Here is a 12851-nt window from a genome sequence, read left to right on the forward strand (position 1 = left end):
GCTTCACTTCCTGCAGGAGGTTCATGATCTGGGCCTGGATGGAGAGGTCCAGCGCGGAAACCGGCTCGTCGGCGATGATCAGCTTGGGGGAGACCGCCAGGGCGCGAGCGATGCCGATCCTCTGCCGTTGTCCACCAGAGAACTCGTGCGGGAAACGGTAGAGCTGGTCAGGCGACAGCCCCACCCGCTCCATCAGCTGGGCGACCAGCTCACGAATCTGGCTGCCGGCCCCGATGCCGTGGATGGTCAGCGGCTCACCGATGATCTCGGAGACCCTCATGCGCGGGTTCAGCGAGGAGAAGGGGTCCTGAAAGATCATCTGCACGTCCTTCCTGAAGCCCTTCCTCTCGGCGCTGCTCATCAGTGCCAGGTCCTTTCCCTGGTAGCGCACCGCTCCCCGCGTCGGGGGCATCAGGGCCGTCAAAAGCCGCGCCAGGGTGGACTTGCCGCAGCCGGACTCGCCCGCTATCCCCAGCGTTTCGCCGGGGTGTACTTCCAGCTCGACACCGGCCACCGCGGTGAGGGTGCGCTTCTCGGCGAAGGCGGACCCTCGCACGCTGAACTCCTTGTACAGGCTCTCGGTGCTGATCAGTGCGGTCATGGCGCCTTCAGGCAACGGACCTGGTGGCCGGCGCCTGCCTCCTTCATCTCGGTCGGTATCTCCTGGCAGCGCTGGTCGCCGATGGGGCAGCGTGCGCTGAAGGCGCAGCCGGTGAGCTGCCCCTTCAGGTCGGGCACGGTTCCCGCGATGGTCGCCAGCGGCTCGCCCGGCTTGCCGAATTCCGGCAGTGAGGCCAGCAGGCCGCGAGTGTACGGATGCAGCGGGTTCTTGAAGAGTTCCTCGGTGGGAGCCATCTCCACGATCTGGCCGGCGTACATGATGGCGGTCCGGTGGGCGCGTTCCGCCACGATGCCCAGGTTGTGGGTGATCAGGATGAGCCCCATCCGGTTCTCGGTCTTGAGCCGGTCCAAAAGCTCCAGGATCTGGGCCTGGATGGTGACGTCCAGCGCTGTGGTAGGCTCGTCGGCGATCACCAGCTCCGGGCGGCAGGCAAGCGCCATGGCGATCATCACGCGCTGCCGCATCCCGCCGCTCAGCTGGTGCGGGTAGTCGCGGAGCCTCTCCCTCGGGGCAGGGATACCGACTTCGGAAAGCATCTGCACGGCCTGCTCCTCGGCCTCCTCCCGGCCCAGGCCACGGTGGAGGCGCAGCCCCTCGGCGATCTGGTAACCGATGGTGAAGACCGGGTTCAGCGAAGTCATGGGATCCTGGAATATCATGCCGATCCGGTTCCCCCTGACCTCGCGCATCTCGTCCTCGGAGAGCTTCAGAAGATCCTTTCCCTTGAAGGAGATGGAGCCTGCGACCACCCGGCCGGGAGGGGGGACCAGCCGCATGATGGAGGCGGCGGTGATGCTCTTGCCGCAGCCGGATTCCCCCACCAGGGCGAGCGTCTCGCCCGGTTCCAGGGAGAGGTCTACCCCGCGGACCGCCTTCAGGACGCCGGTGGATAGCTGGAATTCGGTGCACAGTCCTTGTATTTCGAGAAGCGGGGACAAGGCGACTCCTTCTTTGGGCTAGCTTAAGCTCCCCCTCCCCTTCAAGGGGAGGGCAGGGGTGAGGATGGGATAATACGCCGGAAGTGGGACCCCATCCTCATCCTGTCCTTCCCCTTGAAGGGGAAGGGACGCGACATGGAAGAGTGATGCCGATCTGAGTAGAGATGAAACGTGCCACTCATCAAGAGGGGGATGAAAACGGCGGCTATTCTCGGGGCGAGATCGTCCGGCGAAGTCAGGACCTCTAATGACAACAGTTGTTTATAGCATTATTTGCGCTAGGGGGCAACGTAGGAGTGGGAGAGGCTTTCCTTGGGGAGCGAAGCTGAATGCTGTGTCACAGCTGCTTCCGGGCACTCCTGCTGGCGGGGAGGGAGCAAGCCCGGGGTGTTGATGAGCTCGATGAAGATCGGCACCAGCGCCGGGTCGAACTGTTTGCCGGCGTTGTCGGCCAGCTCCTGGATGGCGACCTCGGTGGCCAGTGCCCGGCGGTAGGGGCGGTCGGAGGTCATGGCATCGAAGGAATCGGCGATGGCCAGGATGCGGGATTCCAGCAGGAGGTGCTCGGCGGCTAGTCGGTTGGGATAGCCGAGGCCATCGTAGCGCTCGTGGTGCTGGCCGATGCAAAGGCGCACGTCGTGGAGGAACTCGATCGGCTCCAGGATCTTCATGCCGATGGTTGGGTGCTGCTGCAGCTCGGCCACGTCGTCCTCGGTAAGCCGCTCCTCCTTGTGGAGCAGGGAGAGGTCGACCCCGATCTTGCCGATATCGTGCAGGATGGCGGCGCGTTCGATGACCTTGAGCCGCTCCTGGGGGAGTTCCAGCTTCCTGGCCAAGGCCAGCGACAGGCGGGTCACCCGTTCGGAATGGCCGCGGGTGTAGCTGTCGCTCGCCTCGATGGCAGAGACCAGCGCCTGGATGGTGTTCAGGTAGGTCTTCTGCTGCTCGTCGTAGAGCATGGCGTTCTTGATGGCGATGCTCGCCTGGGCGGCGATGGTGCTCAAAAGCTCCAGCTCCTCGTGGTTGTAGGTGCTGTTGTTGAGCTTGTTGACCACGGTGAGGGTGCCGATCATCTCGTCCTTCACCATGAGCGGCGCGCAGATCAGGGTCTTTCTCTCGTACCCCAGCGTGCTGAAGCGGTCGAACTCGGGCGCCTGGTTGATGTCGGCGATCAGGAGCGGTTTGCGGTGCCTGATCACCCAGCTTGCGACGCTGGTCTCCTTCATGGGGATGCTGCGCTCCCGGGGGAGCGTTTCCCCGTGCCCCATCAGGTTGATCACCCTCAGGTGGGTATGCTCGGGGGCGTAGAGGATGATGTAGCCGATCTGGGCTTGCAGGGTGTCCATGGTGGTGCGCACCACCAGGTTGTAGAGGCTCTCCACCTCCATGGTCGAGTTGATGGCGAGGCCAAGGCGGTACAGGGTGGAGAGCTTGGCCACCGCCTTCTCCAGGTTGGTGTTCTTGTCTTCGAGCTCCCCGGCCAGGTCGGCGATCTTGTAGTTCGCCTCCTCGATCTCCTCGATCCGCTCCTCCAGGGTGATGTTCAGGTTCTCGATCTCCCTGATCTGCTCCTCCAGACGGCCGTTCATCTGGTGGGTTTCGCGGTGGAAGGAAAGCTTCTCCTGGGCGCGCGCCAGCTCGCGCTCATGCGAGATGGTCCGTTCCATCATGGACTTCAGCCGCTGGACCATCCTGTTGAAGCTCTCGCACAGGCTGTGCATCTCGACCGAGCTGTTGATCTTGATACGGTGTTCGAAGTCCCCCTGTTCCACCTGCTCCATATAGGAGACCAGCTTGCGGATGGGGCGGTCGACGTAGAGGAAGAGGAACAGTACCAGGGTGGCGAAGGTCAAAAGGACCAGGACGGCGCTGGAGATGATGGCGGTGTCACGCTCGCGCTGGATGAAGTTGTTCATGTAGTCCAGCGAGAGCTTGATCTCCAACAGGCCAAGGGTCTCTTTGGAGGGGGGGTGGCACTTATAACACTGGGGGGCGTTGAAAATGCGCGCGTAGGAGACGAAGAGGCCGTTGTCGGGGAGCAGGCTCAGGTTGCGAGTCGCTTCCCCCTGGCTGCCCAGTTCGACCTTCTTTCCGATCTCGTCACGCTCGGCGGAGTTGAGGATCTTGCCGGTGGGATCGACAATGCGGATGGACTTGACGAACTCACGCGATTTGATGCGGGCGAAGATGCTCCCTACCTCGTCCGAGCGTCCTGACAGCATGGCGTTGCCGATGCTGCTTTTTATCGTCTCGACAAGCACAGAGATGTTGCGATTCGCTATCTCGCGCAACATCTCTTTCTGTTGGAGGAAATTTATATAGGCAACAGATGAGATAACCAAGACCAGGATCACAGTGACCAATACCAGGATCTTGATTTTTAGAGAATTTACCATTGATCATCCGTTGCTTGACAGAGTGCCAGCGCTAATTGACGTGGGTTTTAAGCGATATAACGTAATTTCAGATTTAAGGCAACAGTTATTTCGACGAAAACGGCCCCGTTTGCAGGGCGGAATCCGCCGCAACTCCGGTAAGTTACCGAATCTCTACCTGGTATCAGGGGGGTGCGTCACTGCCTGTCGCCACCTTCTTAATGAAAGAGGTAGCAAATCACTTGCCAAGCTGCCCGCTGATGCACCGTATTAGAGCGATAAAATTATTGACTTTGCAGGGTGTTCCGTGGTTTATATCTACGTCTTTTGGTCTTTGTTCCACGGATAGCGTATACGGATTTGATGAGCTTGTTCAGGACGTTTCTCATAGCGGCGCTCTGCCTGATCGCCGGCGGCAGCGCCGCCTCTTTGCGCCCGGAAACGGTGCGGGTGGCAGTGGTGAAAGGGGCCGACACCGTCCGCATCGACGGCGCCATGGCCCTTTTGACCGACAGCCGGGGCGAACCCCTCGCGCTGGAGATGCCGCTGGAGGTGAAACGGGTCAAGGACGGGGTACAGGTTAACGGCCGGACCCTTTCCGGCCTGGTCGTCTCTGCGCCGGTCAGGGTGGCGGTGAACGGCAAGGGCTACCGCGGGGTGCTGGAGGTGAGCGCGGGGACCGAACGGGGGCTCCTGGTGGTCGACGAGCTGCCGCTCGAGGATTACCTGGTCGGCCTGATCAACTGCGAGATCTCTTCGGCGTGGCCCATGGAGGCCATCAAGGCCCAGGCGGTGATCGCCCGCTCCTACGCCATCTTCCAAAAGAACGCGCGCCGCGGCGCACCGTACCAGCTGGAATCCAGCGTGATGGACCAGGTCTACGAGGGATGCGACGTCGAGGACAGCCGGGCCGCCCGCGGCGTCCAGGAGACCGCCGGCGAGGTGGTGACCTATGACGGCAAAGTGATTCAGGCCTTCTATCATTCCAACTGCGCCGGGCACACCGAATCCTCCAAGACGGTCTGGGGGCTCTCCATCCCCTACCTGCGCGGGGTCGCCTGCCGCTACTGCCAGGAGGCCAACCCGATCGGCTGGGAGCTGAAGCTTCCCCTCAAGAAGGTGGAGGCGCAGCTGAAGGCTGCCGGCATCCGGGTGGCCGGGGTGCGGGAGATCAGGGTGCTGGAGCGAAACGAGAGCGGCCGTGTCCAGGACCTGGTGGTGATCGACGGCAAGGGGAGGACCATCGTTCCCGGCGTCGCCTTCCGCAAGGCGCTCGGCTACAGTCAGCTGAAGAGCACCAATTTCGAGATCAGGATGGCCGGCGACGACTGCCTGATCAACGGCGCGGGCTCCGGTCACGGCGTCGGCCTCTGCCAGTGGGGGGCCAAGCAGCGCGCCGCCGATGGGTTCGACTATCACGAGATACTTACCTATTACTACCCGGGCGTGAAGCTTGCCAAGGAGTACGGCCAGTAGATGCGCCTTTCCGATTTTGATTACCATCTCCCCCCGGAGTTGATCGCCCAGCACCCGGCGGAACGCCGCGACGCCTCGCGGTTGTTGGCGCTGGACCGGGCGACCGGCGAGCTGGAGGAGCTGACGGTGGCCGGTATCGCCTCCCTGTTCAGGGAGGGGGACCTGCTGGTCCTGAACGATACCCGGGTGATTCCTGCGCGCCTGAAGGGGAAGAAGGAATCAGGGGGCGCCGTCGAGATCTTCCTGGTCAGGAGGCTTCCCGGCGTCGAGGAGTGCTGGAGCTGCCTCCTCAAGGCCTCCATCACCCCCAAGCCCGGTGGAAAGGTCCTGTTGCCGGGGGGCATGGTTGCCACCGTGCACGAGAAGGCGCAGGGGGAATGGCGGGTCAGCTTCCAGGGTGACCAGGAGTTCATGACCTGGCTGGAGGCGACCGGCAGCATGCCGCTTCCTCCCTACATCAAGCGCGCCCCAGAGGGTGAGGACCGCGAACGCTACCAGACGGTGTTCGCCCGCGAGAAAGGTGCTGTGGCCGCGCCGACGGCCGGGCTCCACTTTACCGAGCCGCTTCTGGACGAGATTCGGGCGCGCGGTGTGGAGATAGCCCCGGTCACCCTGCACGTAGGGCTGGGCACCTTCATGCCGGTCCGGGTCGATGAACTCTCCGAGCACACCATGCACCGGGAGCGCTACCGGATCCCGCGGGAAACCGCCGAGGCCATCACCAGGACCCGCGCAAGGGGAGGGCGGGTGATCGCCTTGGGGACCACCTCCCTGAGGGCCTTGGAGCACGCGGCGGCTTCGGGCGAACTGGAGGCTGGAGAGCGGGAAGCCGACATCTTCATCCTGCCCGGATACCGGTTCCGTGTGGTCGACGCACTGATAACGAATTTTCATCTCCCCAAATCGACCCTATTTATGTTAGTGTGCGCTTTTGCAGGTAAGGAGCTGATGCTCAAGGCCTACCGGGAGGCGGTCGACCGGAGGTTCCGCTTCTTCAGCTACGGCGACGCCATGTTCATAGGATGAATAGGTAATCATGACCACGCTCCGCCAAGCTCCCCCTCTCCTTCAAGGAGAGGGCTGGGGTGAGGATGGGGTATGGGGTCGGCTGTCCCCATCCTCACCCTGTCCTTCTCCTTGAAGGAGAAGGGACCTTGAATGGAAGAGCTTTGCTGATTGGCAAATCCAAAACAGTACAGGACTTAGCTTGCCCGCTTTGAAGTTTGAACTGATACAGAAAGATCCGGGCTCGGCTGCCCGTCTTGGCTCTCTGACAACCACGCACGGCAGGATTGACACCCCGATCTTCATGCCGGTCGGCACTCAGGCGACCGTGAAGGCGATGACCCCCGAAGAACTGGTCGAGGTCGGATCACAGATCATTCTCGCCAACACCTATCACCTTTATCTGCGCCCCGGGCACGAGCTGATCGGGAGGCTGGGGGGGCTGCACCGCTTCATGCACTGGGACCGCCCCATCCTCACCGACTCCGGCGGCTTCCAGGTCTTCTCGCTGGGCGAGCTGCGCAAGATCAGCGAGGAGGGGGTGAAATTCCGCTCCCACATCGACGGCTCCACCCACTTCATCTCCCCCGAGGTCTCCATCGCCATCCAGGAGGCGCTCGGCTCCGACATCGCCATGGTGTTCGACGAGTGCCCGCCCTATCCGGCGGAATATTCCTACGTCAAGAAGTCGCTGGAACTCACCACCCGCTGGGCCGTTCGCTGCAAGGAGGCGCACAAGAGGGAGGACCAGGCCCTGTTCGGCATCGTGCAGGGGGGGATGCATCCGGAGCTTCGCCGGGAGAGCGCGCGGCAGCTGACCGGGATAGGTTTTGACGGCTACGCCCTGGGCGGCCTGTCGGTTGGGGAGGAGAAGAGGCTCATGCACGAAATGATGCAGGAGTGCTCGGATATCCTTCCCGAGGAGAGTCCCCGCTACATCATGGGGATCGGGGCGCCCGAGGACCTGATCGAGGGGATCAACGCCGGCTTCGACATGTTCGACTGCGTGATGCCGACCAGGAACGCGCGAAACGGTGCGCTTTTCACGGGCACCGGGCGGATCAACATCAAGTCGGCGGTCTTCGCCGAGGATCAGGGGCCCATCGACCCGGAGTGCAGCTGCTACGTCTGCAAAAACTACAGCCGGGCCTACTTGAGGCACCTCTACCGGAGCCAGGAGATCCTGGCCTCCCGGCTCAACACCTGGCACAACCTGCACTTCTACCTGGAGCTGATGGCGAAGGCGCGCGCCGCCATCGGCCGCGGGGAATTCGCCTTTTTCAGGAAGGAGTTCTACGCGAAGAGGGGCGAGACGCCACTGGTGTAAGGGTGCCGACCAGCCCGACAATGGTCTGAAGAGAGTTTGAAGAGATAAAGCCCGCATCTGGTCCCCCCCTTTGACAAGGGGGGGCTTGAGAAGGGCAGGGGACGGGTGACAGTTTAGTTCTGATAAGATGAACCGTTGAACCAACATTGACGGCTAAGTGAAGGAAAATTCGGAAATCCAATCGAGGAGGTAGCAATATGTTAGGTTTGGCGTTTGCAATGGGGCCCCCGGCCGGTGGCGCAGGTGGCGCAGGTGGTGCGATGGCCCAGTTCCAGGGGATGATCCCGCTTATTCTGATGTTCGCCATCTTCTACTTCCTGCTCATCCGCCCGCAGCAGAAGAAGGCCAAGGAGCACCGGGCGCTTCTGGACGCGCTCAAGAAGGGGGACCAGGTGGTGACCGCCGGCGGCATGCACGGCAAGGTGACGGCCCTCGACGATCAGGTGGTGACCCTGGAGATCGCTCCCGGCGTCAACGTCAAGGTCAACAAGGGTTACATCGCAACGGTCAAGAAGGACTAGCATCATCATTCTCCCGAAAGGAGCTTTTCCATGTCGAAGGGTTATACCTGGCGCATCTCCCTGATAGTTATCTTCATCGTGGCCTCGTGCATCTACATGGTGCCGACGCTGGTTTCTCCGCTGCCGTCGTGGTGGAGCGGGCTCTTGCCCAAGGACAAGATCCACCTGGGCCTCGACCTGCAGGGGGGGACCCACCTGGTGATGCAGGTGGAGACTCAAAAGGCGGTCGAAGGATCGCTGGACATGATCGCCACCGACCTTGAGGACTCCCTCAACGCCAAGAACATCCGCTTCAAAAGGGTCGCCAAGCTCGGCTCCGACAAGGTGCAGCTCACCCTCTACGACCGTGCCACTGCGGACGCCGTGCAGAAGGAGGTCAAGAAGAAGTACCCCGACCTCGAGGTGCTGCCGGTCACCGAGGAGGGGGGCTTCATCAACATGCAGCTGCGGATCGACGAGAAGGAGCAGCAGGTCAGGAAGGACAGGGCAGTCGCCCAGGCCCTGGAGACCATCAGGAACAGGATCGACCAGTTCGGTGTTTCCGAACCGGTCATCCAGCGCGAGGGTATCGACCACATCGTCGTGCAGCTCCCCGGCATCAAGGATCCCAAGCGCGCCATCGAGCTGATCGGCAAGACCGCCCGTCTCGAGTTCAAGCTGGTGGACGAGAACGTCAATGCCGCCACCGCCACCGCCTCCTCGGTCCCCGAGGACGACGAGCTCCTCTTCGAGAAGAGGACCGATGCCACCACCGGCGCGGTCTCCGAGACCCCCATCGTGGTGAAGCGCAAGGCGATGATCACCGGTGACCTGCTGACCGACGCGCAGGTGAGAATAGACTCCCAGTACAACCAGCCCTACGTCGGCATCGAGTTCAACTCCACCGGCGCGAGGCTCTTCGACCAGGTGACCGCCGCCAACACCGGCAAGCGCTTCGCCATCGTGCTCGACAACAACGTCTACTCCGCCCCGGTCATCCGCGAGAGGATCTCCGGAGGGAGCGCCCAGATCTCCGGTTCCTTTACCGAGAAGGAGGCATCCGACCTCGCCATCGTGCTGCGTGCCGGTTCCCTTCCGGCACCGGTCAAGATCCTGCAGAACGTCACCGTCGGTCCTTCCCTTGGTCAGGACTCCATCAAGAAGGGTCTCATCGCCGGTCTGATCGGCGTGGCCCTGGTGGTCATCTTCATGGCCGTCTACTACCAGGCCGCCGGCATGGTGGCGAACTTCGGCATGGTGCTGAACATCGTCTACCTGATGGGTGCCCTGGCAGCCCTGGGCGCCACCCTCACCCTGCCGGGCATCGCCGCTATCGTCCTCCTGGTCGGTATGTCGGTCGACTCCAACGTGCTCATCTTCGAGAGGATCAGGGAGGAGCTCAAGCTCGGCAAGACGCCGCACGCTGCGGTCGATGCCGGCTACGACAAGGCCTTTTTGACCATCATGGACTCGCACGTCACCACGCTGATCACCGCGGCGGTCCTCTTCCAGTTCGGCACCGGTCCGGTCAAGGGTTTCGCGGTCTCCCTGAGCCTCGGTATCATCATCAACCTGTTCACGTCGCTGCTGGCAACGAAGGTGGTCTTTGACGCCTTCCTTGAGCGCGTCAGCGTGAAGAGACTGTACATATAAGGGGGCGGCAATGGAACTCATTGGCAAGACCAACATCGACTTCATCGGGATGCGCAAGATCTCCTTCATCACCTCCGGGATCTTCGCGCTCATCGGGATCATAGGGATCATCCAGATTGCCCGCGGCGCCGCCAACATGGGTATCGACTTCTCCGGCGGCACCGAGATGCAGCTCAAGTTCGCCCAGCCGGTGACCACCGAGCAGGCCCGCGCGGCGCTCGGCAAGGAAGGTATCAAGGACGTCGAACTGCAGGAGATCAAGGAGGGGAACAAGCTCCTGATCAAGATGCGCAAGAGCACCATCTCTACCGGCAAGGTGGCGGACGCCGTGGAAGCCGCCCTCAAGAAGCAGATGCCGAGCAATCCGTACTCGGTGGAAAGCTCCACCGAGATCGGTCCCTCCATCGGTGCCAAGCTCAAAAACGACACCATGATCGCGGTGCTCATCTCCATGCTGGGGATCGTCCTCTACATCGCCTGGCGCTTCGACTTCAAGTTCGGGGTGGGGGCGGTGGTGGCGACCCTGCACGACGTGCTCTTCGTGATCGCCGCCTTTTACGTGCTGAACAAGGAGATCAACCTCCTGCTGATCACCGCGGTCTTGACCATCGCCGGCTACTCCCTCACCGATACCGTCGTCGTTTTCGACCGCATCAGGGAGAACATGCACAAGAGCCTGAAAGACCCGATGTCGATCGTCTTCAACCGGAGCATCAACGAGGTCCTTTCCCGTACCATCGTCACTTCGCTTACCGTCTTCCTGGCCGCCGGCACCCTCTGGCTGTGGGGCGGCGAGGTGATCCATGATTTCGCCTTCGCGCTTCTGTGCGGCGTCTTCGTCGGTACCTATTCCTCCATCTTCGTAGCCAGCCCGATCGTGGCGCTTTGGGAAAAAGCCCCGGTCGAGACCAAGGCGTAGGGAGGTACCTCATGAGCAAGGACAATATTCTCCTCATCGTCGTCGCTGTCATTGTTGGATTCCTCGGCGGTTTCCTGGTCCTCAACCTGTCCAGCCACAAGGAGGAGCTCCCCGCCAACGTCTCGGTACCCCAGGGCGCGGGCTCCCCGATGGATTACCAGAAGCGGATCGCCGAGGAAGAGAAGCTGGTCGCCCAGGATCCCAAGAATGCCCAGATCTGGAACCAGCTCGGCAACGACTACTTCGATACCGATCAGCCCCAGAAGGCGGTCAACGCCTACGCCAAGGTCTTGGAACTGCAGCCTAGGAACGTGAACACCCTGACCGACCAGGGGATCATGTACAGAAAGCTGCGCTGGTACGACAAGGCGATCGAGAACTTCCAGAAGGCCCAGGAGATTCAGCCGGGCCACCTGCAGAGCCTCTACAACCTCGGCATCGTGTACGCGGCCGACCTCAAGCAGATGGAGAAGGCGCGCGAGGTGTGGACCAAGTACCTGCAGTTCGATTCCACCAGCCCGACCGCCCAGCAGATCAAGTCCGAACTGGCCAACATGCCCAAGGAGAGCGGCAAGTAGCCCTCCGCAGGTTTCTGAGAGCACCAGGAAAAAACCCGCTTAGGCGGGTTTTTTTTTAAGGGGCTCCCCGTTGTGGAGGGAGTTCCTCCCGGGATCTTATTCCCCACCGGGCAAACTGCTGGTGTATCTGACGCAGAAGCGTGCTATCTTTTAAGGAATTCGCCGGGCGGCTGTCCTTTAATGAAACGTGGAGTTCCGATGCAACCAGTCACCGAGCGCAGCTGGCGGATGAGAGAGGCGGACCCCGAAACGGTCGATACCCTTGCCCGATCCGGGATATCTCCGCTTATTGCGCGGCTCATCGCCAACCGTGGAATCCGCGAGCCGCAGGCTGCTGCTGGTTTCCTGAGTCCGACCCTCTCCACACTGCACGACCCCATGCTGCTCTCCGGCATGCAGGCCGCTATCGACAGGCTCTTCCTGGCGCTCTCCCGCGGTGAGCGGGTCTGCGTGCACGGTGACTATGACGTCGACGGCGTCACCTCGGTCGCGCTGCTGATCACCTTCTTCCGCGGGATCGGGCTCGACTGCTTCCCGTTCATACCTAAACGGCTGACCGAGGGGTATGGCCTCTCCAGCCATGGTGTCCAGGCTGCTGTACAAGGTGGCGCCAAGGTGCTGGTCACCGTGGACTGTGGCATCACCTCGGTAGCCGAGGCGCTCCTTTGTCGGGAGGCCGGGCTCGACCTGATCATCACCGATCATCACTCCCCTCCGGAAACCCTCCCCGAGGCCTTCTGCATCATCAACCCCCTGCAGCCAGGCTGTCACTTCCCCTTCAAGTCACTGGCCGGGGTAGGGGTAGCCTTCCAGCTGGTGATCGCGCTGCGCGCGCGGCTGCGCGCCGAGGGGCGCTTCTCGGCCCTCAGCGAACCGGACATCCGCGAGTACCTCGACCTGGTGGCGCTTGGCACGGTGGCGGACGTGGTCCCCCTGGTGGGGGCCAACCGGGTGCTGGTCAGTTACGGCCTGAAGCAGCTGACCGCCGCCCGTAGGGCCGGCGTACAGGCGCTCAAGGAGGTGGCCGGCGTCTCGGGTGAGGTCGGTTGCGGCGCGGTCGGTTTCCGGCTGGCCCCCCGTATCAACGCGGCCGGCAGGCTGGAGGACGCGGCCCTCGGCCTGGAGCTTTTGCTCACCTCCGATCCCGCCCGGGCCAAGGCCATCGCGCTGCAACTCGACGAGAGCAACGCCGAGCGGCAGGCCATCGAGCGGGCCACCCTGGAGCAGGCGCGCGCCATGCTGAAAGAGGGGGCCTGCCGGGGACGCAAGAGCATCGTGCTGGGCTCTCCCGAGTGGCACCCCGGGGTGATCGGCATCGTTGCCTCCCGGATCGCCGAACTGTTCCACCGGCCCGCCATCCTTTTCGCCCTGGAGGACGGCACCGGCAAGGGATCGGGTCGCAGCATCCCCCGCTTCCACCTGCTGGACGCCATCCGCAGTTGTGCCGACCACCTTTTG

The 12851-nt window shown here is 62.3% G+C and carries 11 protein-coding genes; 8 read left to right on the top strand and 3 right to left on the bottom strand.

Annotation, left to right across the window (positions count from 1 at the left end; all coding sequences use genetic code 11):
• The 3 genes from VJ604_RS11355 to VJ604_RS11365 all read right to left on the bottom strand — a co-directional run.
• Positions 1–601: ATP-binding cassette domain-containing protein (locus VJ604_RS11355; protein WP_324082552.1), on the bottom strand; the 601-nt coding region annotated here is incomplete at its 3' end.
• Positions 598–1560 carry an ABC transporter ATP-binding protein gene (locus VJ604_RS11360; RefSeq protein ID WP_324082553.1) on the bottom strand — a complete coding sequence of 321 codons (963 nt, stop codon included), beginning with the start codon at positions 1558–1560 and terminating at the stop codon, positions 598–600. The genes VJ604_RS11360 and VJ604_RS11355, both read right to left, overlap by 4 nt.
• A 278-nt stretch (positions 1561–1838) precedes the next feature.
• A complete protein-coding gene (locus VJ604_RS11365; RefSeq protein WP_414652422.1) occupies positions 1839–3956 on the bottom strand; it encodes an HD domain-containing phosphohydrolase in 2118 nt (705 codons plus the stop codon).
• 342 nt (positions 3957–4298) lie between these two features.
• On the opposite strand from VJ604_RS11365, the gene VJ604_RS11370 reads away from it, so the two are divergent.
• From VJ604_RS11370 to recJ, 8 genes are all read left to right on the top strand, one after another.
• The gene (locus tag VJ604_RS11370) at positions 4299–5411 is read left to right on the top strand and encodes a SpoIID/LytB domain-containing protein (protein ID WP_324082555.1); all 1113 of its coding nucleotides are present in this window, start codon (positions 4299–4301) and stop codon (positions 5409–5411) included.
• Positions 5412–6437, top strand: coding sequence for a tRNA preQ1(34) S-adenosylmethionine ribosyltransferase-isomerase QueA (queA, locus tag VJ604_RS11375; RefSeq protein ID WP_324082556.1), 1026 nt, complete (start codon positions 5412–5414; stop codon positions 6435–6437).
• Positions 6438–6618: 181 nt separating this feature from the next.
• Positions 6619–7743, top strand: a complete 1125-nt coding sequence (tgt, locus tag VJ604_RS11380; protein ID WP_324082557.1) for a tRNA guanosine(34) transglycosylase Tgt — start codon at positions 6619–6621, stop codon at positions 7741–7743.
• 197 nt (positions 7744–7940) lie between these two features.
• Positions 7941–8264 (top strand): preprotein translocase subunit YajC, encoded by a 324-nt coding sequence (yajC, locus tag VJ604_RS11385; RefSeq protein ID WP_324082558.1) that lies wholly within the window; start codon positions 7941–7943, stop codon positions 8262–8264.
• A gap of 30 nt (positions 8265–8294) precedes the next feature.
• Positions 8295–9896 (top strand): protein translocase subunit SecD, encoded by a 1602-nt coding sequence (gene secD, locus VJ604_RS11390; RefSeq protein WP_324082559.1) that lies wholly within the window; start codon positions 8295–8297, stop codon positions 9894–9896.
• Positions 9897–9906: 10 nt separating this feature from the next.
• Positions 9907–10815: a protein translocase subunit SecF gene (gene secF, locus VJ604_RS11395; protein WP_324082560.1), complete on the top strand. Its 909-nt coding sequence runs from the start codon at positions 9907–9909 to the stop codon at positions 10813–10815.
• 11 nt (positions 10816–10826) lie between these two features.
• On the top strand, positions 10827–11393 hold the full coding sequence (locus tag VJ604_RS11400; protein ID WP_324082561.1) for a tetratricopeptide repeat protein: 567 nt from the start codon (positions 10827–10829) through the stop codon (positions 11391–11393).
• A gap of 198 nt (positions 11394–11591) precedes the next feature.
• The coding region (recJ, locus tag VJ604_RS11405; protein ID WP_324082562.1) for a single-stranded-DNA-specific exonuclease RecJ at positions 11592–12851 on the top strand (1260 nt) is incomplete at its 3' end.

The sequence above is a fragment of the Geomonas sp. genome, from assembly GCF_035254065.1.
Classification (GTDB): Bacteria; Desulfobacterota; Desulfuromonadia; order Geobacterales; family Geobacteraceae; genus Geomonas.

What these genes read in the sequence shown, in the direction of transcription:
- VJ604_RS11365 (WP_414652422.1), bottom strand. Translation starts at nt 3,956, where the DNA reads ATGGTAAATTCTCTAAAAATCAAGATCCTGGTATTGGTCACTGTGATC.
- VJ604_RS11370 (WP_324082555.1), top strand. Translation starts at nt 4,299, where the DNA reads ATGAGCTTGTTCAGGACGTTTCTCATAGCGGCGCTCTGCCTGATCGCC.
- queA (WP_324082556.1), top strand. Translation starts at nt 5,412, where the DNA reads ATGCGCCTTTCCGATTTTGATTACCATCTCCCCCCGGAGTTGATCGCC.
- yajC (WP_324082558.1), top strand. Translation starts at nt 7,941, where the DNA reads ATGTTAGGTTTGGCGTTTGCAATGGGGCCCCCGGCCGGTGGCGCAGGT.
- secD (WP_324082559.1), top strand. Translation starts at nt 8,295, where the DNA reads ATGTCGAAGGGTTATACCTGGCGCATCTCCCTGATAGTTATCTTCATC.
- secF (WP_324082560.1), top strand. Translation starts at nt 9,907, where the DNA reads ATGGAACTCATTGGCAAGACCAACATCGACTTCATCGGGATGCGCAAG.
- VJ604_RS11400 (WP_324082561.1), top strand. Translation starts at nt 10,827, where the DNA reads ATGAGCAAGGACAATATTCTCCTCATCGTCGTCGCTGTCATTGTTGGA.